Origin of the sequence: Sphingomonas sp., from assembly GCF_031426035.1 — a bacterium.
GTDB lineage: Bacteria > Pseudomonadota > Alphaproteobacteria > Sphingomonadales > Sphingomonadaceae > Sphingomicrobium.
Genome location: NZ_JANPKO010000087.1, coordinates 1 through 24,673, shown reverse-complemented (window position 1 = coordinate 24,673; position 24,673 = coordinate 1). Strand labels below are relative to the sequence as shown.

Here is a 24,673-nt window from a genome sequence, read left to right as displayed (position 1 = left end):
TGACCGCCATGGCCGACGACCGCACCGCGACGCTCTACCGCATGGTTTTGCCCGATCATGAGTGCCCGTTTGGGGTGCGCGCCAAGGAGATGCTCGAGCAGAGCGACTATCAGCTCGACGAGCACATCCTCAAGTCGCGCGACGAAGTCGAGGCGTTCAAGGCCGAGCATGGCGTGGCGACCACGCCGCAGGTGTTCATCGGCGGCAAGCGGATAGGCGGCAGCAGCGACCTCGCGGCGTTCCTCGAGGAAGAGCACAGCCGGGCGAGCTGATCGCGGGATATTTTGCGGGAACGGGTGACCCGCGGATTGTCAAAATCCGCGGATACCGTCATTGTATTGCCTCCAGTGTGCCGGACTGGCGGTCGGCCATCACCGACCGTGATTGATTGCATGTGCTCCTCGATTGCCGGGAGTGGTCATGGACTATCGGCGCAGCAGCAACGGACCTGGCGGCGGGCGGCGCCCGTTGCGCGCGAAGCGCACCGGCGTTGCGGGCGCGCGATTGTCCGGGTTTGCCGGTAAGGTTGGCCGGCGGGACAGCCGCTGCCGGCTGCCAGCGGCGCGGCCAGCGTGATGCGGCAGAGAACCTTCTGCGTCCCGCTCGAGGTCAAGCCGGAAAGCTGCGCGGAACTGTCCACGCTGATTAGCGAGTTGCGGCTGAAGATCGACAATGCTGCGACCGCCTATCAGCTGATCGCGGCCAACGTCCCATCGGTCCACTTCATGTCGATGAGCGTCGCGACCCATCCCGACTATGACCCGATTTTCATCCTCGAAGCCAACATCGATGGATCGCCGGGGGTGTTCTGGGGCCAGCTCGAGGCGGCCTTCGGCGACAATTTGCGGGCGATGCTACGCTGCTGCAAGCGGCCGCTCGACCACGACGGTCGGCTCTACGACGCGGTGACCGAGCGGGACTCGCGGTCTCCGGTCGCCCCCTATTTCGAAGCCCGCACCCAGCGCCCGAGCGTTTTCCACCACGGCAATCGCGGCCTCGAGCGGGACCGCATCCTGGCCGACAAGGCGTTGTTCGAAGCGGTGCGCCAGGAGGTCGACGGCGCGCAAGGCGCAAGCCCCTATCGCGGCCTGCCGGTCGAAAGCGCGCGGCTGAAACTGCGCGAGGCCTTGCTGGCCCGCTTCCCGTGGCTGTCCGAGCCTCCGCCCAGGCGCATCGGGGTGGTCGAGAGCAATGCCGATATCGTGCGATTGTTGTTGTTCGCGGCCGGCGTGCTGCTGGCGCTGTCGCTGCCGGGGTTGTTGCTGGCGCCGCTGTTGCCGGCGCGAAGTTACCTCCTGCTGGTCGGCGCGGCGGCGCTGTTGATCCTGCCCTGGCTGGTGATGAAACGGCGCGGCCGGCCCGGCACCGAGGTCCGCACCGGTTTTCCGTGGGGCATCGTGCGGCCGAAGTGGCTCGTTCTGTATGTCATCGCGATCGTCACCTACGTCGCTGTCGCCACCGCGCTGCTGCTGCCGCTGGTGGTCGCCGCGAGCCAAGTGCTGGCGTGGGCGGGAGCTGCCGCGCCGACCACCTTCGCCGCGGCCTGGCGGCCGCTGGCCCTGGTGATCGTGCTCGGGCTCGCGGCATTGCTGGTGACGATCCCGCTGCTGCTGCTGCGCATCCGCTACCTCGAGCTCAACGATTCCTCGCGCGATGCCCCGCACCTCGACGAACGCACTTTGCGCCAGATGGCCAGGCGGGAGGACTGGATCGCGCAGAATCACATGAACTCGATCGTCCTGATCAAGCCGGGGAGCCTGCGCTCGCTGATCATCCAGGCGGGGCATCTCGGGCTCGGGCTGGTGCTCCGGGTCACCGCCCGCAGCGGCTATCTGGGCAGCCTGCGCACCGTGCATTTCGCCCATTGGGCGTTCCTCAACAATCGCAGCCGACTGCTCTTCCTGAGCAATTACGATCACAGCTGGGACAGCTATCTCGATGACTTCATCGAGAAAGCGGCGACCGGGCTGACCTTGTCGTGGGGGTCCGGGGTCGGCTTCCCGCCGGCGCGCTTCCTGTTCCTCGACGGCGCCGCCCATGGCCGCCAGTTCAAGAATTGGGCGCTGGCATCACGCTCGGTGAGCCGCTTCTGGTACAGCGCCTACCGCGATCTCACGGTCGACCAGATCGAGCGCAATCACCGCATTGCCAACGGCCTGCGCGCGGCATCCCTCAACGAGCGAAAGGCCGGCGCATGGATGGCGGACCTGTGAGCGGCGACGGCAAATCGGCGAGCTGGAAGCTGCGACCGCCGGTCGATGCCTTGACGCAGGCGCTGGTCGTGACCGGCTTTGGCGGGCTTCCCACCGGCCGCGCGCTGTTCCTCGAACTGTCCGCTCCGGGTGGAGCGTGGCTGACCGCACTCTCCACGGTGGCGCCGATCACCACCGCCGAACCTCCCGGACAGCCCGAGCCCGACCGCGCCGCGGCGATCGCGTTCACCTGGACCGGCCTCAAGACGATGGGGCTCGCGGACACCGCGCTGGCCTCGTTCGCGCGCCCGTTCCGCGAGGGGATGATGCAGGAGGACCGATTGCGCCGATTGGGCGACCGGCGCGGCGGCAAGTGGCTGGAAACGGTGATCGCCGGCGGTCCGCAGTGGAGCGGCAATACCCCCGTCCACCAGCCAACCGCGGGACCGGCGACGATCAGCGGCTTCGACGTGGCCGACCCCGGCCCGCCCGAGGAGGAGATCTGGACGCCGGTGACGGTCCACGTCCTGCTCCTGCTCTACGCCTCGTCCGACCAGGTCATCGAAAGCTGGCGGACGCAGATCGAAGCGCAATTGACCCCGCACGGCGTGCGCGTCGCCCACTCGTTGCCGCTGGTGCTCGATCCCAACCACATCGGCGTCAGCAGCGAGCATTTCGGGTTCGCCGACGGCCTGTCGCAACCCCACCCGTTCGACGAGGGTGGCAAGGTCACCGTCGACGGCCGCTCGGCGCACCCCGGCCCGGTGCATGGCGTGCCGCTTGGCGAGTTCCTGTTCGGTTATCGCAACGGCCATCGCGAGGCGGCGCCCGGGCCGGTGGTGGCGGACGACGATCAGCGCCGTGCGGTGGTCGCTGAGCTCGCGCCGCACCCGACCGCGGAAGGCTTCTTCGATCTCGGGCTCAACGGCAGCTACCTGGTCGCCCGGCAACTCAAGCAGGACGTCGCGGCGTTCTGGAATTCGATGGATGCCAACGCCGCGAAAATCCGCGCGCAGGATCCGCACCACAGTGCGCACATCACCCCCGACTGGCTCGCCGAGCGGGTGGTAGGGCGCAGCCGCGACGGCCACCTGCTGTGCGCCCCGCCGGTGAACTACCTCCCGGCGGCTGCCGGCGGTCTGCCCGACAGCTCCTATCGCTTCCATGAAAGCGACGCCGCCGGGGTCGGCTGTCCGCCCGGCTCGCATGTTCGTCGCGCCAACCCGCGCGATGCGCTGTCGCCGTCAGCCGACCCCGGCGCCCGCGAAACCGCGCTGGCGGCGGTCAATAATCACCGCATCCTGCGCCGCGGCCGGAAATTCGGAACCAAGATTGGCGACGAGCGGAAGGACGACAAGGATGACCGCGGCCTGCTGTTCATGTGCCTCAACACCGACATAGCGCGCCAGTTCGAGTTCGTGCAGCAGACCTGGCTGCTCAACTCCAACTTCGCGACCTTGCTTGACGAGGTCGACCCGTTGGTCGGCGAGGCCGGCCGAATGACGATCCGCGAGCAACCGCTGCGCCGCACGCTCCACGTCGAGACCTTCGTCAAAATGGCCGGCGGCGAGTATTTCTTCCTGCCCAGCCTGCCGGCGCTCAATTATCTGGCGTTGCTGTGACCGGCGGCGCCGCGATCTCGGTGCTGCGCCCGGCCAGCCCCTTCAAGAAATGGCTCGGTACGCGCCTGCTCGGGCTTGCCGGGCCCGGGCTCAGGGTGTTGCGGCGGCTCGCCCCGATCGCCCACTTCGGCTCAACCTACGTTGTCACCCGGCATGACGACGTGCGCGAGGTGTTCGGCCGCGATGGCTCGTTCGGCGTGCCCTACGACAAGAAGCTCCAGGTGATCACCGACGGCGAGCCGTTCCTGTTGGGAATGGCCGACACGCCGCACTACCAGGCCAGCCTGAAAGCCTTGCAGAGCGTGGTCCGCGCCGACGACCTGCCCCGCCTCGCCGCCCGCACCGAGCAGCTTGCCACCGCAGCGGTCGCCGCGGCCGGCCAGTCGATCGAAGTCGTCCAGTTCGTGCGCGACGTGACCTTCACCATGCTCGCCGAATATCTCGGCGTGCCCGAGCTCCCCGACCGCCGCCTGCAAGCATGGGCGACGCGGCTGTTCGAATTCCAATTCGTCGGCTCCGACAAGGACACCGAGCTGCGCAAGGAGGTCGACCAGATCGTGCCAGCCCTGCGCGCGCACGTCGATGCTGAAATCGCCGCGCGCAAACGGCGGCCGAAGGGCAGCGACGATGTGCTCGAGCGGTGCCTCCAGCGGCAGACCGACGGGGCCGCCGGGTTCGCCGACGCGGACATCCGAACTGCCCTCGCCTGCCTGATCGTCGGGGGCCCGCCGCAGCCGCCGATGGTCGTGCCCCACGCCCTCGAGCAATTGCTGCGGCGCCCGGCCGCGCTACGCCTGGCGCAACAGGCGGCGCGCGCCGATGACGACCCGCAGCTCGCCAAGATCGTCCTCGAAGCGATGCGCTTCGACCCGCTGGCGCCCGGTCTGCCGCGGACGGTCCTGAAAAATACTGTGATCGCGCGCGGCACCCGCCGCGAAACCGAGGTGCGCGAGGGCGCCACGGTGTTCGCCGCGTTCGCGTCCGCCATGATGGATTCGCGCCGGGTGCCGAACCCCGGCCGCTTCAGCCTGACGCGCCTGCCGCACGAATATATTCATTTCGGCCACGGGCTGCACGAATGCTTTGGCCGTCATATCAATCACGCGACCTTGCACTTGATGCTGAAACCGCTTCTGCGGCAGCCGCAAGTCCGGCGGGCGCGCGGTGCCGCCGGCCGGCTGCTCAAGAACGGTCCGTTCGCGGAGCGGCTGGTAGTTAGGCTCGACTAAGCGAAGAGGATTCGAACCCCCGCGGCCGGACGGCCGCCATCAAACGACCAAGCAGGTTCGATAGCCGCGCAGTTTCAGGATTGGCTGGGGCGGCAGGATTCGAACCTGCGAATGCCGGTACCAAAAACCGGTGCCTTACCACTTGGCGACGCCCCATCACCGCCCCCAGCGAAACCATGTTCGGCGGGATTGACGCGAGACGCGGGGCTTAGAGCCCGTGCGCCGCCTTGAAAAGAGGTTGCCGGCGCCCGGTGGCCAGACGGGCGGGCTCGGCGGGGCGCGGCTCGGCCTTGACCGGGCGCCCGAACCAGAAGCCCTGCAGCTGCTGGCACCCGAGCGCGCGCATGGCGTCGGCCTCCTGCTCGGTCTCGACGCCTTCGGCGGTGGTCGTCATGTCGAGGCCGTCGGCCAGCGCGGTGATCGCGTTGACGATCGCCAGGCACTCGCGCTCTCCGCGGGCAGCGCCGCGCACGAAATATTGGTCAATCTTGATCTTGGTGAAACGCGCCCGCGACAGATAGCCAAGCGAGCTGTAGCCCTTGCCGAAATCGTCGAGCACGAGGCCGACCCCGAGCCCGCGCAACGTCTCCAGCGATGCCAGCGCCTCATTGTCGTCGCCGATGAAAATGTTTTCGGTTACCTCGAGCTCGAGCCGCGCCGGATCCAGCCCACTTGCGGCGAGCGCGCCAACCACCGTCTTGGCGAGCCCCGCTCCGCCCAGCTGGGCGGCGGAGATATTGACCGCGACGCGGACCCCATTCGGCCAACGGCATGCCTCGGCGCACGCCTCGCGCATCACCCAGTCGCCAATCTGGTGGATCAGGCCGACGTCCTCGATGACCGGGATGAAGATTTCGGGCGAGATCGCGCCGCGCGTCGGATGATCCCACCGCAGCAGCGCTTCGCGCCCTACCGTCTGCCCGGTCGCGGCATCGACGATCGGCTGATAGGCCAGGCTCAATTGCTCGCTGCCGAGCGCCTTGCGGACGTCGTTCTCGAGCAGCCGGTTGTCCTCGGCGTTCTCGAGCATCTGCTTCTCGTAGAATGCGTGCCCGCCGCGGCCGCCCGCCTTGGCGCTGTAGAGAGCAAGGTCGGCGCTCCGCATCAGCACCTCCTCGCTCGCCCCGTCCAGCCCGCCGATCGCGATGCCGATGGTCGCGCCGACGTGCAGATTTGCGACGCCGATGATGATCGTGCGCGACAGGTCGGCAATGATCCGTTCGGCCAGCGCGATCAGCGCGGCGCGGTCCTGATCGCCGCTCCACACGATGGCGAATTCGTCGCCACCGAGGCGGCCGACGCAGTGCGCGCCATGGACCGCGGCCTCGAGCCGCCGCGCCACCTCGCACAGCAGCTTGTCGCCGACGGCGTGGCCGAGGGTGTCGTTGACCAGCTTGAAGCGATCGAGGTCGATCAACAGCAGAGCGCAGCCGCCATCGCCGTGGAATTGGCGCAGGAGGGCTTCCTCGAGCTGCTCGCGGACCAACACGCGGTTGGCAATCGCCGTCAGCGAATCGAGCCGCGCGGCGCGCACCGCATCGCTGCCGCTGAGGCGGATGTCGGTAATGTCGGAGCCGACGCCGCGCCATCCCAGCAGGCGCCCGTTCGAATCGATCAGCGGCTTGCCCGACAACGACCACCAGCGCCGACCGCCGGCGATCGGGATGGCGAGGTCGCGAAAGCCGGTACGGGCGCGGACATGGTCGAACATCGTGCGCATCCCGGTCGACAGCCGCGCGGCGCTGCCATTGGGATCGACCACGTCCCTCGCCCGCCGCCCTAGCAATGAGGTGACCGGTCGGCCGATCGCTTCGCCCATGGCGTGCGAGATATAGGTGATTTGCAGGCGGGCATCGACTTCCCACAGCCAGTCGCTGCCGCTCGCCTCGAACTCGCGCAAAAGGGCGATCAGCTCGCTCTGTTCGCGCAATTCAAAGCGCGCATGGATGTTCGCGATAAACTGGCGGGTATTGGCGATCACCGCGCGGCACAGCACAGCAGCGTAAATCCACGCCAGGGCGACTTGCGCGGGGCGGCCGACCTCGAATGCCATCGCCGACGTCCCGACGGTCAGGATTGCGACATAGCCGATCGCCGCCTGGGGGACGGTCGCCAGCGCGACGCTGCCGGCACTCATCAGCCCGACCATCAGCACGCACACCAGCAACTGGCGTTCGATGTCGAGGCCGCCGAACCACAGCACCGCGGGCACCAGCCACAACGCGGCGAGCAAGGCGATGACGATGCAGATCGGGATCAGCTCGGGCGGATGGCGTTCGGCATAAGCGGGGTCACTGCGCAAGCGATGCGCTCGGGCGCCGCGCACTACGCAGATCGCCAGGGCGCCGCCGAACCACGCGGCGAGCTGCCCGTCCGGAACCGCGCCGCGCAGCGAGAGGCAGAGCAAGAGAGCAGCGACCAATTGGGTGGTGATGGTCACTGGAACGAGCCGCACCAGCGCATCGAGCTGGGCGCGACGGATGGCGGCGGCTTCGCCGTCGGCCGGGGGGGCAAGGCTCAGCACGTCGCGCAGCCTGAGTTGCAGCGAGCCCGCGACGAGTTCTTCCGAGCGGGGTCGAAAAGCGCCGAAAATCATATTGCGGCCTTCCCGTTCACGCGTCGCTGCACTGCCAGACCGCCCCAGTTCGTGGCCCCCGCCGGTATTTCACTAGCAGGAAAACAGACAACAAATGGTGAAATGTCCGGACCCGTCGCAGCGCCGGGCCGCGCTGCTAGCGGTTGGGCAGGCGGCCGTTGACGAGGTCGTCGTAATCCTCGGCGAGCTGGCGCGACAAAGCGCCGACCTCGAAATTCCACGGGCCGGCCGCGCCGACGAAGGTGACTTCGGCCGCGCTGCCGGTGAGGAACATCTGCTCGAAGCTTTCGAGCTCCTCCGGCCAGATCGCGCGCTCGACGACCTCGACGCCGCGCTTCTGCGCCAGCTCGATCACCGTGCGGCGGGTGATCCCGTCGAGGAAGCAGTCGGGGGTGGGGGTGTGGATCACCCCGTCACGCACGAAAAAGGCGTTGGCGCCGGTCGCTTCGGCGACTTGCCCGCGCCAGTCGAACATCAAGGCGTCGTCGAGGCCTTTCAATTCGGCCTGCTGCCGCGCCAGCGTGCAGATCATGTACAGGCCGGCGGCCTTGGAATGGACCGGCGCGGTGTAGGGCGCCGGGCGGCGGTAGTGCGCGATGTCGAGCTTGAGCCCCTTGGCGGCGAGCGCGGGGTCGAAATATTTGCCCCACTCCCACGCCGCGATGGCGAGATGCGGCGGAGCGGCCGACGCGGTTACCCCCATCTGCTCCGAGCCGCGCCAGGCGACCGGGCGCATGTACGCGTCGACCAGCCCGTTGGCCTCGAGCACCTGCTCACAGGCGGCGTCGATCTCGGCGACGCTCCACGGCAATTCGAAGCCGAGGATGTTGGCGCTCTTGTGGAGCCGCTTGCTGTGGTCGGTGAGGCGGAAGATCTTGCCGCCGTAGGCGCGCTGCCCCTCGAACACCGACGAAGCGTAGTGCAGCGCGTGCGTCAGGACATGGACCTCGGCCTCGCGCCACGGGACGAGCTTGCCGTCGAGCCAGATCCAGCCGTCGCGGTCGTCGAAGGTGCGCTTATCGGTCATTGCCCACCGCCTAAGGCAGGCGTGCCGCGTCGGCAAGCTGGCGGCCCCGCCGCGCCGCGGCATCGATGGTGACGCCGACCAGGTCGTCGAGCGCGCGGTCGAGCACTCTGAGGCCGGCCTCGGTGGTTCCGTCCGGACTGGCGACGCGCTGCGCGAGTTCGGCCATCGGTTCGCCCGATGCCGCGGCCATCCAGCCGGTGCCGAGCACGGTTTCCAGCGCGACGGTGGCGGCAAGCTGCGGGTCGAGCCCGCGCGCTTCGCCGGCCTTGGCCAGCGCCGCGATGAACCGCGCGGTGTAGGCCGGCCCCGCCCCGGCGACCGCGCCGACAGCCGCCAGCTCGGCCTCGTCCTTCACCCACAGCGCAAACCCGAGCACGCCGAACAGGCTCGACAATTGCTCGCGCAGCACCTCGTTGCCCTCGTCGCTGAACAGAGCGACGACCCCGCGCCGCACCGCGACCGGCAGATTGGGCATCGCCCGCACGATCGCACCGGCTTGCGGCAGGCGCGCGCGCAAGCTCGCCGCCTCGACCCCGGCGAGCAGCGAGATGACCACCGTTTGCGGGCCGAGGTGCGGGGCGAGCTCGGGCGCGACCGCGTCGAGCTGGTCGGGCTTGAAGCCGAGGATCACCGCCGCCGGGCTCGACCCCGCCAGCGCCAGCGACGACACCGTGGCGATCCCCTCGACCGGCCGTCCGCTGGGGCGGATCGCCACTGCGCCCGACAAGTCGATGTCCGCCGCGCGCCAGCCGTCGAGCAGAGCTCCAGTCATGTTGCCGCAGCCAACCAGCCAGGTCGGCATCGCCAGGGCGGTCATTCAGGCCTCGCCATGCGTGTCGATCAGCGCGGCGGCGATCGCCTCGCCGGGCGACTTGCCGCCCCACAGCACGAACTGGAACACCGGGTAGAAGCGCTCGCACTCTTCCATTGCGGCCTCGGCGATCGCTTCGGCCTGCTCGAGGCTGAGCCCCTCGCTGTCGCGGGTGTCGAGGATGGTCGCGTGGCGGAACACGATCAGGCCCGAGCCCGACCACATCTCGAAATGGCCGAGCCACAATTGCTCGTTGATCAGGCTCAGCGATTCATGGATCGCGGCGCGTTTCTCGGGGCCGACCTTGATGTCGGGAAAGGCGAGGAACTGGAGCACCTGGTCCTCGGGGCGCCACACCCCGCGCAGCTCGTACTGCGCCCAGCTGCCGGTTGCCGACGCCACGATTTCGCCTTCGCCCGAGCGCTCGCACGCCCAGCCTCTCGCCTCGAAATATTGCTCGAGGATTTCGATCGGAGCGCCGTCGTCGCGCTCGTCCTGCTCGTCGGTGGTGCTCAGGACGGCGCCCCCGGGTTCGCTTTGGCTGCGCGTGGCTTGGCGGCCGATTTGGCTTCTAGCGTTGCAATGCGCGCCTTGAGCGCCTCATTCTCGTCGCGCGCGGCGGCGGCCATCGCCTTGACCGCCTCGAACTCGTCGCGGCCGACGAAATCCATTCCGCCGACCCATTCGCGCATCCGCTCTCGCATCGAGCTTTCGGCTTCGCGACCGACCCCGGCCATGGTCCCGGCAACCCCGTTCATCATCTTCACCAAATCGTCGAACAGCCTGTTCTCGGACTGCATGTCTATTCTCCAATGATCCCCAGCGGCGCGGCATCGGCCCCCGGGTTGAGCTTGCCGGTCTCATAGTTGAGCGCGGTGGCAAGGCACAGCCATGCTAGATAGGGCAGCATCAGCCATCCTGCCACCGGGCGAATGCGGCGGAACAGGTTGGCGGTGGCGGTCGCGGTGAGCAGCATCGCCACAATCGTCACCAGCCCGATCTCGATCATGCGGCCGCCGAAGAAAATCGGCGACCAGGCGAAATTGAGCGCGAGCTGCACCGCGAACAAAGTCAGCGCGGTGCGCCGCAACGGCGACGGCGGCTCGGCGAGGATCAGCGCCAGCGCGATCCCGAGCATCGTGTAGAGAATCGTCCACACCACGCCGAACGCCCAGCCCGGGGGCTGAAACGCGGGCTTGTCCAGCGCGGCATACCAATCGTTGCCGAACCCGCTGTTCGACACCTGCCCCATCAGCCAGCCGACGATGACGATTGCCGGCACCGTCACCGCGGCGATCTTCAGCCAGTTTCGCTCCGCACTCCGCTCATTCATTCTTGATCGCTCCCAGCAGGAATTCGACATTGCCCTCGGGCCCGGTGATCGGGCTGTGGGTTATGCCGACAACGGCCCAGCCCTGCGAAGCGACCCATACGGCCGCGTCATCGCAGACGCGGGCGTGGACCGCGGGATCGCGCACCACCCCGCCCTTGCCAACTTCTTCGCGCCCCGCCTCGAACTGCGGCTTGATCAGCGCGACCAGCCTGGCGCCCGGCTTGGCCAGGCCCAGCGCGGCGGGCAACACCTTGCTCAGCGCAATAAAACTGGCATCGCACACCACAACGTCGACTGGTTCGGGGACGATTTCGGCGTCGAGAAAGCGCGCATTGGTCTGCTCGTGGACCGAGACGCGCGGGTCCTGGCGCAATTTCCACGCCAATTGGTTGGTGCCCGAATCGATCGCGTACACCTTGGCCGCGCCACGGCTGAGCAGCACGTCGGTGAAGCCGCCGGTCGAGCTGCCGACGTCGATCGCTACCGCGCCCGCGACGTCGAACCCGAAATGGTCGAGCCCGTGCGCGAGCTTGACCCCGCCGCGCGAGACCCACGGATGATCGCGCCCGCGGACCTCGAGCGGGGCATCCTCGGGGAGCTGCTCGCCCGCCTTGAGCAGCTTGCGCTCGCCGCTGAACGCGACCCCGGCGAGGATCAGCGCCTGGGCCCTGGTGCGGCTGTCGGCGAGACCGCGGGCGACCAGCAATTGATCGGCGCGGAGTTTATTTGGCATCGCGAGTCACCGGCCCGACTGGAGCGACGGTCAGGCGCTCGCCTCCTCGACGCCGACGCTGTTGCGGCGCAGGGCTTTCAGCACGGTGTCGACGATATGCGCGGCGTTGAGGCCGGCGTCGTCATACTGCTTGTCGGGCTTGTCATGCTCCTGGAAGCGGTCGGGCAGGCGCATCGTGCGCAGCTTGAGCCCGCCGTCGATCAGCCCGTCGTCGCTCGCCAGGGTCAGCACGTGCGCGCCGAGCCCGCCGATCGCCGCTTCCTCGATCGTCACCGCGACTTCGTGCGTGGTCAGCAGCTTGCGGATCAGCGCGTCGTCGAGCGGCTTGGCGAAGCGCAGGTCGGCGACCGTCGCCGACAGCCCGAGCGCGTCGAGCTGGTCGGCGGCCTTCTCGGCCTCGGCGAGCCGCGTTCCGAGCGACAATATCGCGACCTTTTTGCCGTCACGAACGATGCGCCCCTTGCCGATCTCGAGCGCCTGCGGCTGCTCGGGCAGCGCGACGCCGGTGCCTTCGCCGCGCGGATAGCGCACCGCGATCGGGCCGCTGTCGTGGAGCGCCATGGTGTGGACCATGTGGCACAACTCGGCCTCGTCGGCGGCGGCCATCACGGTGAAATTGGGCAAGGTGCACAAATAGGCAAGATCGAACGAGCCGGCGTGGGTCGCCCCGTCGGCGCCGACCAGCCCGGCGCGGTCCATCGCGAAACGCACCGGCAAATTCTGGATCGCGACGTCATGGACGACCTGGTCGTAGGCGCGCTGGAGGAAGGTCGAGTAGATCGCGCAGAACGGCCGCATGCCCTGCGCGGCGAGGCCGGCGGCGAAGGTCACCGCATGCTGCTCGGCGATGCCGACATCGAACATGCGGTCGGGGAATTTGTCGCAGAATTTGTCGAGCCCGGTGCCCGACGGCATCGCCGCGGTGATCGCGACGATCTTGTCGTCGCGCTCCGCTTCGGCGGTCAGTGCCTTGGCGAACACCGACGTGTAGCTCGGCGGCCCCGCCGCGGCCTTGGCCTGGACCCCCGACACCACGTCGAACTTGACCACGCCGTGATATTTGTCGGCCGCCGCCTCGGCCGGGGCATAGCCCTTGCCCTTCTTGGTCACGACATGGACCAGCATCGGCCCTTCCTGCGCGTCGCGGACATTTTCGAGGATCTCGACCAGCGCGACGACGTCATGCCCGTCGACGGGGCCGACGTAATAGAAGCCCAGTTCCTCGAACAATGTCCCGCCGGTCAGCCAGCCGCGGGTATATTCCTCGAACTTGCGCGCCGCGTTGTGCAGCCCCTCGGGCATTTTGCGCGCCAATTTCTGCGCCAGCCGCCGCGGGGTGAGATACTTTCCCGAGGACACCAGCCGCGCGAGGCTGTTGCGTAAAGATCCGACCGGCGGCGCGATCGACATGTCGTTGTCGTTGAGAATGACCACCAGCCGGTTGCCGGCCGCGGCGGCGTTGTTCATCGCCTCATAGGCCATGCCGGCGCTAAGCGCCCCGTCGCCGATCACGGCCACCGCGCGGCCCGGCGTATCGGACAATTTGTTGGCGATGGCGAAGCCGAGCGCGGCGGAAATCGAGGTCGATGAGTGCGCCGCGCCGAACGGGTCGAATTCGCTCTCGCAGCGGCGGGTGAAGCCGCTCAGGCCGCCCGGTTGCCTAAGTGTGCGGATGCGCTCGCGGCGCCCGGTGACGATCTTGTGCGGATAGGCCTGGTGGCCGACGTCCCAGATCAAGGTGTCGCTGGGGGTGTCGAACACGTGGTGGATGGCGACCGTCAGCTCGACCACGCCGAGCCCGGCGCCGAGGTGGCCGCCGGTCACCGATACCGCCGAAATCACTTCCTGGCGAAGCTCGTCGGCGAGCTGCGGCAACTGGCCCTTGTCGAGCGCCCGGATGTCGGCGGGCGCGGCGATAGTATCGAGCAAGGGCGTCTGCGGCCGGTCAGTCATCAGGGCGCCTTAGCCCTGCCGGACGGTGGCGTGAAGCCTTTGGGCTATTCCGCGTCGCAGTCGCCGCAGGTGCCGCGCACTTCAATCACCGGGCGCGGGGCGGTGAAGCCGGCACTGGCCGCAGCATCGCGCACCCCGCCCGACAATTTGTCGTCGTCGAGATGGACCGTCTGGCCGCAGCTGTCGCAGATCAGAAAGATGCAGTCGTGGAGGCAGTCGGGGTGGGCGTTGGCGACATAGGCGTTGGCGCTTTCGACCCGCCGCGCGAGGTTCGAGCCGACGAACAAATCGAGGATGCGATAGACGCTGTTGGCGGCGACCCGCCGTCCCTGCGCCTTCGACACCGCCTCGGCGATGTCATAGGCCGAGGCCGGCTGGGTGAAGCCGGCGAGCGCGTCGAACACCGCCTCGCGCATCCCGGTCCATTGCTCGCCTCCCGCGACCAGCCGCTCGCGCGCGGCGGCGCGCAGCGAATCGCCTTCGTGGAGCTGGTGATCGTGGCGGGGCATTGCTGCCTAGAAATAGGGCGCGCTGCACCCATGCGCAACCAAGCCGCGTTGTCGACCCATGAGTGAACCGAGCACGATCGACCGCGGCCCCGACCTCGACGCCCCCGCCCGCCGCGACGAGCATGAAGGCGAGGGCGCGACGCGCGGCACGGCGCGCATGGAAGCGTTTGCCGACGGGGTGTTCGCGATCGCCTTCACCCTGCCGATCGTCGGCATCGTTCTGCCCGAGATCGCGCGGCCCGGCGCGCTGCTGGCGCACGATCTCGCCACGCTCACCCACGCTTATGCCGGCTATCTGCTCGCCTCGCTGGTGATCGGGCTGTACTGGATCCAGCACCATTTCTCGGGCGCGATCTACCGCACCACCGGGCACTGGTTCCTGCTCGCCACCGTGCTGTTCCTGACCGCGATCGGCTTCATCGCGTTTCCGGCGCGGGTGCTGGCCGAGCATTTCGCCGACGCTGCGGCGCGCCCGGCGGCGAGCATCTTCTGGGTCGCGTCGCTGGCGGTGACCTCGTGGACGTGGCTGCTCAAATGGAGCGTCGGATTCCATCGCGGCCAGGTCGATGCGCGGCTCGAGCCGGCCTATGTCGCCCGGCTCAATCGCCATTTCTGGCTGATCGCGGCGGCTAATCTCGCCGCCGTGTTGCTGGTGCTGGTGCGGTGGGAGGTGGGGCTGGCGGTTTCGACGGCCGCCTTCCTCACCTTGCTGATCCCGCCGGCGACCCCGCGCTACCGCACCGAAGCCCCGGTGGTCGAGGGCGAGGCCTAATCCGCGGCGAGGCGGTTGAGCTGGTGCCCGAGCGCGAGAATTCCAACACCGATCACGGTGAACAACGCCTCGCTGCCATCGTGGGGCAAACCGAGCGCGCCGGCCATCACGCCGAGGCCGAGGCCGCCGACCGCGCTCGGCAGCATGAAGCCATGCTCGAGCACGCCCTTGCCCAGCGCAACCACGCCGAGAAGCATCGCGAGGCTGAGGCCAAGCTCGTGAATCCACGCCGCGCCGAGGAAGCCGCCGGCCGACGCCACCAGCCCGAGGGCAACTGCGGTCGCCAGGCAATGGACCAGGCACAGCCCCGACAGCCCGATTGCAAAGCGGTCGAACGCCAGGCGGTCGAAGCCGCTGGTGCGCAGGGAGGGAAGGACTGCTGAAGTCATCGCCGAGACGATATATCGCCGAGCGGCCAAAGATACAATATCACATGGGCGCTTTTTCGCGTCCCCTTGCCGCTGCCCTGCCGCCCGGCGCATAGGCCGCGGCGATGGACGTGCCGACCGAAACCCGCGCCGACGCCAAAGCGATTGCCCGCTGGCTGTTCGCGGTCGCCGCGCTGGTGTTCGTGATGGTCGTCATCGGCGGGATCACCCGGCTGACCGAGAGCGGGCTCAGCATCACCGAGTGGAAGCCGATCCGCGGCGCGCTCCCGCCGTTGAACGCGAGCGACTGGGCCGACGAGTTCCGCCGCTACCAGGCGACCCCCGAGTATCGCGAGATCAACGGCCCGGCCGGCATGGGGCTGGCGCAATTCAAGCAGATCTACTTTTGGGAGTGGCTGCACCGTTTGCTCGGGCGCATTATCGGCCTGGCCTTCGCGCTGCCGCTGGCGTGGTTCGCGCTGCGCCGCGCGATCCCGCGCGGCTATGGCTGGAAACTGGCCGGCCTGCTGCTGCTCGGCGGGGCCCAGGCCGCGCTCGGCTGGTACATGGTGATGTCGGGCCTGAGCGAGCGCACCGATGTCAGCCACCTGCGGCTGTCGGCGCATCTCCTGCTCGCGCTGGCGATCCTGGCGGCCTTGCTGTGGGTCGCCCTCGACATCCGGCGCCCCTCGCGCCTGACCGCGCCGGCCGTCGCCACCCTCGCGGTACTGTCAGTGCAAATTCTGTACGGCGCGTGGGTCGCCGGGCTCAACGCGGGGCAGGTCGCGAGCAGCTGGCCGCTGATGAACGGCCGCTTGTTCCCGGCAGGCGTCGACTGGTCGAACGGCCTCGTCTGGGCGCTCGCCAACGACCCGTATCTCATTCACTTCATCCACCGCTGGTGGGCATGGGTCGCGGTGATCGCGCTGGTGCTGTTCGCGCGCCGGGTCAAGGCCGCCGGGGGCCGTCAGGCCGCGATCGCCATTCACTCGGCATTCGGCACCCAGATCCTGCTCGGCATCGCGACCGTGATGACCGGCGTCGCGCTGTGGCTCGCCGTCCTGCACCAGGCGGTCGGTGCCTTGCTGCTGCTCGCCGTGGTGTGGGGCGCGCATGAACTCGGGCGGCGCGACCGGTGACCGTCGTCTCGGTCTATGCCACCTTCGCCAGCGCCGACGAGGCCGAGCGCATCGCCCGCGCAGTGGTCACCGAGCGGCTCGCTGCCTGTGCCAACATCCTCGCCCCGTGCCACTCGATCTACCGCTGGCACGGCGCCATCGAGGAGGCAGCGGAGACGCCGGCGATCTTCAAGACCAGCCGCGACCAGGCCGACGGCCTGATCGCGCGCATCGCCGCCCTTCACAGCTACGAAAACCCGTGCATCGCCGTGTGGCCGATCGACAAGCTGCCGGTCGATTATGCCGAATGGGTCGAAGCCAGCGTTCGCTGACAACGGCCCTCAACTTCGCCCCGCGCCTGCTGTAAGCTCGCGCGATGAGTGATCCGCCAGCCTCGACCCTCGCCACCCGCGCGGCCCAGATGTTCCCCACCCTGAGCGCGGCGGACATCGACCGGCTGCGGCGCTTCGGCGAGCCGCGCCGGTTCGCCGACGGGGAGGCGCTGGCGAGAGTGGGGCAAGCCGGACTTGGCCTGGCCATCGTCCTCGCCGGTGAGGTCGACATCACCCAGCATGGCGAGCTTGGCCGAAGCGAGCCGATCGTCAGCCACGGCCGTGGCGGGTTCATGGGTGAACTCGCCCAATTGTCCGGCCGCCCGGCGCTGGTCGATGGCTATGCACGCGGCGAGGTCGAAGCGTTGATCGTGCCCCCGGAGCGGCTGCGGGCGCTGCTCGTCGCCGAGGCCGAACTCGGCGAGCAGATCATGCGCGCACTGATCCTGCGCCGCGTCGGGCTGATCGAAACCGGCGGCGGCGGGCCGGTGATCGTCGGCCGCGCCGAACATGCCGACGTGCTGCGCCTGGAGAACTTCCTGACCCGCAACGGCCATCCCCACCTGCGCCTCGATCCCGACGCCGACGCCGACGCGCGGACGCTGGTCGAACGCTTCCACGTCACGCCCGACGAGCTGCCGATCGTGCTGTGCCCTGGCGGCCAGCTGCTGCGCAATCCGCCCGAGGCGTGCCTTGCCCGCTGCATCGGCCTAGTCGACGCGATCGATCCCGAGCGCCTGTTCGACGTCGCGGTGATCGGCGCCGGCCCCGCCGGGCTCGCCACCGCGGTCTATGCCGCCTCGGAGGGCCTCGACGTGCTGGTGCTCGATTGCCGCGCGTTCGGCGGCCAGGCCGGGGCATCGGCCAGGATCGAAAATTACCTCGGGTTCCCGACCGGCATCTCGGGCATGGCGCTGATGGGGCGGGCGTACAACCAAGCGCAGAAGTTCGGGGTCGAGATGGCGATCCCCGACGAGGCGGTGAAGCTCGAATGCGATGAGGCGGCGAGCGGCGGGCGTCGCCTCAGCCTGGCTAATGGCGAGCGGCTGCGGGCGCGCGCCGTGGTGCTCGCGACCGGCGCCCGCTACCGCCGCCCCGACGTCGCCAACCTTGAGGAGTATGAAGGCTCGTCGGTGCATTATTGGGCGTCGCCGCTCGAGGCCCAGCTCGCCGCGGGGCAGGACGTCGCTCTGGTCGGCGGCGGCAACAGCGCCGGGCAGGCCACCGTGTTCCTCGCCGGGCATGCCGCCCGCGTCACGCTGCTCGCGCGGCGCCCGCTGGAAGAGACGATGTCGGCCTATCTGGTCGAGCGCATCGCCGGCTTGGCCAATGTCGAAGTCGTCACCGGGGTCGAGATTTCGGCGCTCGAGGGCCGCGACCACGCGCTCGAAACGGTCCGCTGGCGTGCGCGGGGCACCGACGCCGAAACCCGCCGCCCGGTCCGCCATCTGTTCCTGTTCATCGGCGCGGACCCCAACACCGACTGGCTGGCTGAGTCCGGCCTGGCTCTCGATCCGCGCGGCTTCGTCCTGGCCGGGGAGGACGCCGGGCCCGGCCGCTTGCCCCTCGAAACCAGCCGCCGCGGGGTGTTCGCGGTCGGCGACGTCCGCGCCGGGTCGATCAAGCGGGTCGCCGCCGCGGTCGGTGACGGCGCGCAAGTTGTCGCCGCGGTCCATACCTTCCTCGCCCGCGCTTCGGCAGACGTCGCCGCCGACCCCGACCTGGTCTCAGCCTGATATGTTCTGGTAGCATTATACCCGCCGGGAATGTGGCGGTTTTGCTTGACGAATCACAGGCTGTCAGCCATTGGCCGCTCCACGGCGCTGCCAGCGGGCGGCGCTTTTCGCATTTTCGCACTTCGCACACAAACGCAAAGGTCCACGCCATGAAGGCGCTGATGAAGACGACCAAAGCGGCCAAGCCGGCCGACGTCGTCAAGAACTGGCATCTGATCGATGCCGACGGGCTGGTTGTCGGGCGCCTCGCCACGATCATCGCCAACATCCTGCGCGGCAAGCACAAGCCGAGCTACACCCCGCACGTCGATTGCGGCGACCATGTCGTCGTGGTCAACGCCGGCAAGGTGAAGTTCACCGGCCGCAAGCTCGACCAGAAAATCTATTACAAGCACACCGGCTTCCCCGGCGGCCTCAAGGAAGTCACCGCGGGCAAGGTGCTCGACGGACGCTTCCCCGAGCGCGTGCTGGAAAAGGCCGTGGAGCGGATGGTCCCGCGCGGGCCGCTCGGCCGCGACCAGATGCGCAACCTGCATCTCTACAACGGCACCGAGCATCCGCACGGCGGCCAGAACCCGCAAACTCTCGACGTCGCCGGCATGAGCCGCAAGAACAAGGTGGGCGCATAACATGGCCGGTAAGAAGTCCCTGTCCGATCTCGGCGCGCTGACCAACCCCGAGCCCGAGGTTCCCGCCGCCGCCGAGGCCCCGGCCGAAACCGCCGCCGCCGACGCGCCTGCCGCCGAGGCCGAGCCCGCTGCTCCGGCCGCGTCCGACGAGCCCGCCGCTCCCCCGCCGCCGCAACAAATCCAGGCGATCCTGCGCGAGCAGCAGCTCGACAAGCACGGCCGCGCCTACGCCACGGGCCGCCGCAAGGACGCCGTTGCGCGGGTCTGGCTCAAGCCGGGCTCGGGCAAGATCGTCGTCAACGGCCGCGAGCAGGAAGTCTATTTCGCGCGGCCGACGCTGCGCCTCGTCATCAACCAGCCGTTCGGCATCACCGAGCGCGCCGGCCAGTATGACGTGATCGCCACGGTCAAGGGCGGCGGCTTGTCGGGCCAGGCCGGCGCGGTGCTCCACGGCATCGCCCAGGCGCTGTCGCGCTACGAGCCCGCGCTGCGCACCACGGTCAAGCGCGCCGGCTTCCTGACCCGCGACCCGCGCGTCGTCGAGCGCAAGAAGTACGGCCGCGCCAAGGCCCGCCGCAGCTTCCAGTTCTCGAAGCGCTAAGGCCTTCCGGGCTGACCAATTCGAAACCGCTCGGGCGCAGGCCCGGGCGGTTTTTTCTTAGCTCGTCGCCGGCCCTGTGCTTAGGGTTCGGCCCATGAGCCGAGCCTTCACCCGCGCCGTCAGCCCGCGCCTCGCCGAGTGTGCGCTGACCCATCTTGCCCGCACGCCGATCGACCCGGAGCGCGCCGTCGCCCAGCATGCGGCCTATGAGGCGGCGCTGCGCGATGCGGGGCTGACAGTCACGCGCTTGCCCGAGCTTCCCGGCCAGCCCGACGGGGTGTTCGTCGAGGATACCTCGGTGGTGATCGGCGATCATGTGCTGGTCACGCGCCCTGGTGCGGATAGCCGCCTCGCCGAGGCGGACTCGACTGCCGAGGGACTTGCCCCGCATCTCACGGTGCACCGCATGGCCGAGGGCCGGCTCGATGGCGGCGACGTCCTGCGCATTGGGCGCGTCCTTTATGTCGGCCTGTCGAGCCGCACCGATGCCGCCGGCGCCGACGCGCTCGAGGCGTTCGCGGTCCCGCTCGGCCATTCGGTCGTGCGCGTCGAGCCGGCGCAATGCCTCCACCTCAAGACCGCAGTGACCTTTGCCGGGACGGACGGCGCTGGAAACCCGACGCTTCTGGTCAATCCGGCGTGGGTCGACCCAACCTTGTTCGCCGATGTCGCGCCGCTCGCCGTCGATGAGCCCGCCGCCGCCAATTGCCTGCGCGTCGGCGAACATCTGATCCTGCCCGCGGGCAATCCGCGTGCCGCCGAGCAACTCGACAAACGCGGCTTCAAGCTCGTCGAGCTCGATGTCTCCGAGCTGCAGAAGGCCGAGGCGGGCGTGACTTGCATGAGCCTGATCGTCGAGGACTGACCGTCAGGCCGCGGCCGGCGTCTCGCAATATCCGAACAGCGGGTCGAGATGCTCGCGCAGGTACGCGTCGACGCGCTGCTGGCCGGCCTCGCCGAGCTGGGCGCGGTAGCCGCCCGACTTGCCCGACCGCACCTTGTAGGACGCCTCGTTGCCGGCGCGCCCCGGCCCCAGCCGCGCCGAGGTGAAGTAGCCTTCACGCTCCTTGGCCCGGAGGTTTTCAAAACGCGCGAACTCGACCGCGTCGGTGATCGCCGCATCGTCGCTGGCGAGGCCGACGAAGCGGGCCAGCTCGCCCAGCTTCGACGAGGGGTCGGTGAGAAAATCCTCGTAGCGCAGAAACAGGATGTCGCCGCGCTCGCGGGCCAGCTCCGCCCACTGGTTGAGGAAGCGCACGATCGACGGCACGCCGCCGTGCGGAGTCCACACGAAATCCTCCAATGGCTGCGCCGCGAGGCGCTGGCGCGCGGGATCGAGGCTGCGGTGCTTGAGGTGGTGGTAGCGCGACACCACGACATCGCCCGGATGGCGCGCGAGCAGGACCACCTTGCGCCCCGCGTAGGCCAGGCGGTCGATATGGATGCGATCGGGCGTGCGCATCGCGTCGCCGTTGTGGGTGAACAGGATGCGCGGGACCTCGGGCGGGGCGCGGCGGAGAGTGGCGAAATTGAGCGGCTCGCGCTCGTCGATCGCGAACTGCGCCTGGAACAATCGCGCCAGCATGACGCGGACGAATGTGCGCCCCGACTTGGGGAACGACACCAACGCGACATCGGCCTGCGCCAGCCGCTCGAGATCGCGCCAGTATGCGGCGAGCCCGTGCGCCTTCGAGCCGGGCACGCGGCGCAGCAGGCGGATCGCGATCTTGCGCAGGCGGGGCATCGGGCGGCGGTGACGCATCGACCCGCGCCAGTCAAACTCGCGCGCTAGACACCCGCCTTGAACGGGGTGAAGTCGGTGGCCTCGTCGAACACGTCGACGCCTTCTTTGGCCTTGAGCCAGCCGACCACGGTATAAGTGACCGGAGTCAGCAGCGCCTCCCACCCGACCTTGAGCGCCCATTGCGTGGCGAGCACTTTGAGCACGAGGTCGTTGGACCAGCCGGCCGCGCCCCAGAAGGCGAGCGGATAGAAGATCAGGCTGTCGACGCCCTGCCCCGCCACCGTGCTGCCGATCGTCCGCGCCCACAGCAGGCGGCCGTCGGTCCACAGCTTCATCCGTGCCAGCACCCAGCTGTTGACGAACTCGCCCGCCCAGAAGGCGAGGATCGAGGCGAACACGATGCGCGGCACCTGGTCGAAAATTTGCTCATAGGCCGCCTGCCCGCCCCACTCGGGCGACGGCGGCAGTGCGACCACCACCAGCGCCATTCCGGCCATGAACAGCAAGGCCGCGGTGCCGACCCAGATGCAGCGTCGGGCGCGGGCAAAGCCCTAAACCTCGGTCAGCACGTCGCCGATGACGTAGGACAGCGGGAAGAACAGGATGCCCGCGCCGAACGGCCAGTCGCCGATCAGCGGCAGGTTGATCTCAGCGACCTTGCCCGCGCCGAGCACGTTGGAGAGCAAGAGGATGGTGACGAACGCCGCCATCACCAGGTCGAAATGCTTGAGCGGCCGCCCATGCAATGCGCCGGCGTCGAGCCGTTGTGGTGCCGTGTCCCCCATGGCGGCTTTCCTAGTGCGGACTACCGGCTCGCGGAAGACCGCGTTGACCGACCGCGTGCCGCTGTGGCAATCGCCCTCGCGCCAGGCGGGTATGATGTAATGGTAGCCTGTCAGCTTCCCAAGCTGAACGCGCGGGTTCGATTCCCGCTACCCGCTCCAAAAACGACAGGCCGGGGGCCTGTCGAACTTTGGAGCGCCCGCCAAAGGCGGGGCGACCCCTAGCCCTTCCCGCCCTCCGTAAAATCGATCCGAATTCTTACCCAGCTGCCGACCAGCGGCTTGCCGTCGATGCGCGGGGGGCGGACGAGGAATTGCCACGACGCCTTGCGGATCGCGGTCGCCAGCCCCGAGCCCATCGGTGATTCGCCGAGCAGGCGGCAGTCCTCGACGCGGTAGGCCGCGACCGTCTTGCATGCGATCTGCGCCCAGCTGCCGCGCTCGACGCCCGACTTGGGGAGATAGAAAGCGAGCTCGCCGTCGGTTGGCTCGCGGTACCATTCAGCGTTGTAGAGGTGCGCGCCGCCGGGGCCCTCGCCCGGCCCCGCCATCGCCGAGCTGCTGCCCGCCCCCGCCGCCGCGCCGGGAGCGCGCGAGCCGAGCTTGGAAATGTCCGCCGCGGCGAGGTCGGCCTTGCTCAGCGGGATCAGCGGCAGCGGCACTTCCTTGGGCCTCGGCGGGGTCAGCACGGGCGCCTGCCGGGCGGCGCGCGGCGAGGCTTTCGGCGCGACCGTCCGCTTGGGCTCGGGCGCGGCGGGATTGAGGTCGAAGATGACCAATGGCGGCGAGGTCTTGAAGCGCTCGGGCAGCGACGGGGCGAGGCCGAGCAGGATCAGCACGAACAGCAATTCGGCGGCCAGCGTCAGCCCGATCGCCGCCGCCCGCCGCCGCGGCGACGCGCGTTGCCAGTCGGAGGAATGCGCGGCAGCCTGGGTCATCGCGCCCGCATAAAGCCCGTGCTGCAGCGCAGCAAGCGAGCCGCGACCAGCCGCGCGCACGGTCGGTCAGATGCCGCCGGGGACCGCGTCATAGCCGGCGTCGGCGAGGCGGCGGCCGAGGTCGGCGGCGCATTGCTCAGCGGCCGCGCCGTCTTCCGAGCGGATGACGAAATTGGCGCCGTAATGGCCGTCCTTGCCGAACGGGTAGCTGCCGATCGCGACGCCCTCATGCGCCGCCTCGGTCTCGCGCAGCAGGTCGGCGACCTCGCTTTCGGCGGCGAGCGCGCCGATCGTCACCGAGACCATCGGCCGGCCGCCTTCGAGCGTGCCATCGAGCGCCTCGAGCATGTGCGCGGCGAGGGTCGGCACGCCGGCGAGGATCAGGACGTTGCCGAGCCGCACGCCGGGCGCGCCCGACAGCGGGTTGGGGATCAGCTCGGCGCCCTCGGGCACCCGGGCCATGCGCAGGCGGGCGTCGGTGACCCCGCCGCGCGTCTCGTCATCGCGCTCGAGGATGCGGCGCGCCTCGGGGTGGATGACGACCGGCACGCCGAACGCGGCGGCGATCGAGTCGACGGTGATGTCGTCATGGGTCGGGCCGATGCCGCCGGTGGTGAACAGATAATCATAGGCACTGCGCAGCGCGTTGACTGCGTCGGCGATGCGCGCCTGGTCGTCGGGGACGATGCGCACTTCGGCGAGGCGGATGCCCTGGCGGTTGAGCCAGGCGGCGACCTGGCCGACATTCTTGTCCTGGGTGCGGCCGGAGAGGATCTCGTCGCCAATCACCAGCAGCGCCGCCGTCCACACTTTAGGCTCAACCATCCTAAGCTCCGTTCGGGCTGAGCTTGTCGAAGCCCTGTCCTCCCCAGCCCCGCTAACCGAAAAAGCCGCCCTTCGACAGGCTCAGGACGAACGGTTTCGTTTGCCCGGCTTGGCCACTATATGGAGACCATGACCGAATATATCACCGTCTCCGACGACGACCGCGTCGAAGCCCGCGACGGCGTCATCAAGCTCCACGGGCCGGCCGCGTTCGCCGGGATGCGCGCCGCCGGGAAGCTCGCCGCCGAGATCCTCGACGCGCTGGCGCCGCTGGTTGTCCCCGGAGTCACCACCGGCGAGCTCGACGCCACCGTCCACCGGATGATGCTCGACGGCGGCGGAGTGCCGGCGACCTTGGGCTACCGCGGCTTCACCCACAGCTGCTGCACCTCGATCAACCACGTCGTGTGCCACGGCATCCCCGGTGACAAGGCCTTGAAGGACGGCGACATCGTCAACATCGACGTGACCCCGATCGTCGACGGATGGCATGGCGACACCAGCCGCATGTTCTTCGTCGGCGACGTGCCGATCAAGGCGAAGAAGCTGGTCGATGTCACCTACGAATGCCTGATGCTCGGGCTCGAGCAAGCGCGGCCGGGCAAGCGGCTGGGCGACATCGCCGACGCCATCCAGCGCCACGCCGAGGCGCACCGTTATTCGGTTGTCCGCGACTTCTGTGGGCATGGCGTCGGGCGGCTGTTCCATGACAGCCCCGAGGTGATCCACGCCGGCCGCCCCGGCACCGGGGTCGAATTGAAGCCGGGCATGATCTTCACCGTCGAGCCGATGATCAACATTGGCCGGTCCGACTGCAAGTTGC

The 24,673-nt window shown here is 68.9% G+C and carries 25 protein-coding genes, 2 tRNA genes and 1 pseudogene; 13 read left to right on the top strand and 15 right to left on the bottom strand.

What is annotated here, in order from left to right:
• The first annotated feature begins 8 nt into the window (after positions 1-8).
• From RMP08_RS06015 to RMP08_RS06000, 4 genes are all read left to right on the top strand, one after another.
• A complete protein-coding gene (locus RMP08_RS06015) occupies positions 9-272 on the top strand; it encodes a glutaredoxin domain-containing protein (protein WP_310468086.1) in 264 nt (87 codons plus the stop codon).
• 300 nt (positions 273-572) lie between these two features.
• Positions 573-2,213, top strand: a complete 1,641-nt coding sequence (locus RMP08_RS06010; protein WP_310468085.1) for a hypothetical protein — start codon at positions 573-575, stop codon at positions 2,211-2,213.
• Complete coding sequence (locus RMP08_RS06005; RefSeq protein WP_310468084.1) at positions 2,195-3,814, top strand: hypothetical protein; 1,620 nt, start codon at positions 2,195-2,197, stop codon at positions 3,812-3,814. Before RMP08_RS06010 ends, RMP08_RS06005 begins: the two co-directional genes overlap by 19 nt.
• Positions 3,811-5,043: a cytochrome P450 gene (locus RMP08_RS06000; protein WP_310468083.1), complete on the top strand. Its 1,233-nt coding sequence runs from the start codon at positions 3,811-3,813 to the stop codon at positions 5,041-5,043. The genes RMP08_RS06005 and RMP08_RS06000 overlap by 4 nt, the downstream gene beginning before the upstream one ends.
• A gap of 81 nt (positions 5,044-5,124) precedes the next feature.
• Here the strand turns inward: RMP08_RS06000 and RMP08_RS05995 are convergent.
• The 10 genes from RMP08_RS05995 to RMP08_RS05950 all read right to left on the bottom strand — a co-directional run bounded on the left by RMP08_RS05995 (position 5,125) and on the right by RMP08_RS05950 (position 14,005).
• Positions 5,125-5,199, bottom strand: a tRNA-Gln gene (locus RMP08_RS05995).
• Positions 5,200-5,251: 52 nt separating this feature from the next.
• Entirely contained in the window at positions 5,252-7,639 is a 2,388-nt protein-coding gene (locus RMP08_RS05990; RefSeq protein WP_310468082.1) for an EAL domain-containing protein, read from the bottom strand.
• A gap of 136 nt (positions 7,640-7,775) precedes the next feature.
• Entirely contained in the window at positions 7,776-8,666 is an 891-nt protein-coding gene (locus tag RMP08_RS05985; RefSeq protein WP_310468081.1) for a branched-chain amino acid aminotransferase, read from the bottom strand.
• A gap of 10 nt (positions 8,667-8,676) precedes the next feature.
• Positions 8,677-9,483 (bottom strand): pyrroline-5-carboxylate reductase dimerization domain-containing protein, encoded by an 807-nt coding sequence (locus tag RMP08_RS05980; protein ID WP_310468080.1) that lies wholly within the window; start codon positions 9,481-9,483, stop codon positions 8,677-8,679.
• Positions 9,484-9,993, bottom strand: a complete 510-nt coding sequence (locus RMP08_RS05975) for a YbjN domain-containing protein (RefSeq protein ID WP_310468096.1) — start codon at positions 9,991-9,993, stop codon at positions 9,484-9,486.
• The gene (locus RMP08_RS05970; RefSeq protein ID WP_310468079.1) at positions 9,990-10,277 is read right to left on the bottom strand and encodes an accessory factor UbiK family protein; all 288 of its coding nucleotides are present in this window, start codon (positions 10,275-10,277) and stop codon (positions 9,990-9,992) included. The genes RMP08_RS05975 and RMP08_RS05970 overlap by 4 nt, the downstream gene beginning before the upstream one ends.
• A gap of 2 nt (positions 10,278-10,279) precedes the next feature.
• The gene (locus RMP08_RS05965; protein WP_310468078.1) at positions 10,280-10,810 is read right to left on the bottom strand and encodes a TspO/MBR family protein; all 531 of its coding nucleotides are present in this window, start codon (positions 10,808-10,810) and stop codon (positions 10,280-10,282) included.
• Positions 10,803-11,543, bottom strand: a complete 741-nt coding sequence (locus tag RMP08_RS05960; protein WP_310468077.1) for a TlyA family RNA methyltransferase — start codon at positions 11,541-11,543, stop codon at positions 10,803-10,805. The genes RMP08_RS05965 and RMP08_RS05960 overlap by 8 nt, the downstream gene beginning before the upstream one ends.
• Before the next feature lie 30 nt (positions 11,544-11,573).
• On the bottom strand, positions 11,574-13,496 hold the full coding sequence (dxs, locus tag RMP08_RS05955) for a 1-deoxy-D-xylulose-5-phosphate synthase (RefSeq protein WP_310468076.1): 1,923 nt from the start codon (positions 13,494-13,496) through the stop codon (positions 11,574-11,576).
• Between the two features lie 44 nt (positions 13,497-13,540).
• Positions 13,541-14,005: a transcriptional repressor gene (locus RMP08_RS05950; protein WP_310468075.1), complete on the bottom strand. Its 465-nt coding sequence runs from the start codon at positions 14,003-14,005 to the stop codon at positions 13,541-13,543.
• 58 nt (positions 14,006-14,063) lie between these two features.
• Here RMP08_RS05950 and RMP08_RS05945 point away from each other — a divergent pair, with 58 nt between their 5' ends.
• On the top strand, positions 14,064-14,777 hold the full coding sequence (locus RMP08_RS05945) for a TMEM175 family protein (RefSeq protein ID WP_310468074.1): 714 nt from the start codon (positions 14,064-14,066) through the stop codon (positions 14,775-14,777).
• On the opposite strand, the gene RMP08_RS05940 is transcribed toward RMP08_RS05945, so the two are convergent.
• On the bottom strand, positions 14,774-15,166 hold the full coding sequence (locus RMP08_RS05940; protein ID WP_310468073.1) for a MerC domain-containing protein: 393 nt from the start codon (positions 15,164-15,166) through the stop codon (positions 14,774-14,776). The genes RMP08_RS05945 and RMP08_RS05940 overlap by 4 nt on opposite strands.
• A gap of 104 nt (positions 15,167-15,270) precedes the next feature.
• On the opposite strand from RMP08_RS05940, the gene RMP08_RS05935 reads away from it, so the two are divergent.
• The 6 genes from RMP08_RS05935 to RMP08_RS05910 all read left to right on the top strand — a co-directional run bounded on the left by RMP08_RS05935 (position 15,271) and on the right by RMP08_RS05910 (position 20,426).
• Positions 15,271-16,284, top strand: coding sequence for a COX15/CtaA family protein (locus tag RMP08_RS05935; RefSeq protein WP_310468072.1), 1,014 nt, complete (start codon positions 15,271-15,273; stop codon positions 16,282-16,284).
• Positions 16,281-16,595 carry a divalent-cation tolerance protein CutA gene (gene cutA / locus RMP08_RS05930; protein WP_310468071.1) on the top strand — a complete coding sequence of 105 codons (315 nt, stop codon included), beginning with the start codon at positions 16,281-16,283 and terminating at the stop codon, positions 16,593-16,595. The genes RMP08_RS05935 and cutA overlap by 4 nt, the downstream gene beginning before the upstream one ends.
• Before the next feature lie 44 nt (positions 16,596-16,639).
• Positions 16,640-18,331, top strand: a complete 1,692-nt coding sequence (locus RMP08_RS05925; protein ID WP_310468070.1) for an FAD-dependent oxidoreductase — start codon at positions 16,640-16,642, stop codon at positions 18,329-18,331.
• A 149-nt stretch (positions 18,332-18,480) separates the two neighbouring features.
• Positions 18,481-18,960 carry a 50S ribosomal protein L13 gene (gene rplM, locus RMP08_RS05920; RefSeq protein WP_310468069.1) on the top strand — a complete coding sequence of 160 codons (480 nt, stop codon included), beginning with the start codon at positions 18,481-18,483 and terminating at the stop codon, positions 18,958-18,960.
• Between the two features lies 1 nt (position 18,961).
• The gene (gene rpsI / locus RMP08_RS05915; protein WP_310468068.1) at positions 18,962-19,561 is read left to right on the top strand and encodes a 30S ribosomal protein S9; all 600 of its coding nucleotides are present in this window, start codon (positions 18,962-18,964) and stop codon (positions 19,559-19,561) included.
• A 94-nt stretch (positions 19,562-19,655) separates the two neighbouring features.
• Positions 19,656-20,426 carry a N(G),N(G)-dimethylarginine dimethylaminohydrolase gene (locus RMP08_RS05910; RefSeq protein WP_310468067.1) on the top strand — a complete coding sequence of 257 codons (771 nt, stop codon included), beginning with the start codon at positions 19,656-19,658 and terminating at the stop codon, positions 20,424-20,426.
• A gap of 3 nt (positions 20,427-20,429) precedes the next feature.
• Here RMP08_RS05910 and RMP08_RS05905 read toward each other — a convergent pair whose 3' ends face one another.
• A complete protein-coding gene (locus RMP08_RS05905) occupies positions 20,430-21,305 on the bottom strand; it encodes a sulfotransferase domain-containing protein (protein ID WP_310468066.1) in 876 nt (291 codons plus the stop codon).
• A 44-nt stretch (positions 21,306-21,349) separates the two neighbouring features.
• Positions 21,350-22,090, bottom strand: a pseudogene (locus RMP08_RS05900) (queuosine precursor transporter).
• 85 nt (positions 22,091-22,175) lie between these two features.
• Here RMP08_RS05900 and RMP08_RS05895 point away from each other — a divergent pair.
• Positions 22,176-22,249, top strand: a tRNA-Gly gene (locus RMP08_RS05895).
• A 59-nt stretch (positions 22,250-22,308) separates the two neighbouring features.
• Here RMP08_RS05895 and RMP08_RS05890 read toward each other — a convergent pair.
• Both RMP08_RS05890 and RMP08_RS05885 read right to left on the bottom strand, forming a co-directional pair.
• Positions 22,309-23,025, bottom strand: coding sequence for a hypothetical protein (locus RMP08_RS05890; protein ID WP_310468065.1), 717 nt, complete (start codon positions 23,023-23,025; stop codon positions 22,309-22,311).
• Between the two features lie 66 nt (positions 23,026-23,091).
• Positions 23,092-23,850, bottom strand: coding sequence for a molybdopterin-binding protein (locus RMP08_RS05885; RefSeq protein WP_310468064.1), 759 nt, complete (start codon positions 23,848-23,850; stop codon positions 23,092-23,094).
• 129 nt (positions 23,851-23,979) lie between these two features.
• On the opposite strand from RMP08_RS05885, the gene map reads away from it, so the two are divergent.
• The coding region (gene map / locus RMP08_RS05880) for a type I methionyl aminopeptidase (RefSeq protein WP_310468095.1) at positions 23,980-24,673 on the top strand (694 nt) is incomplete at its 3' end.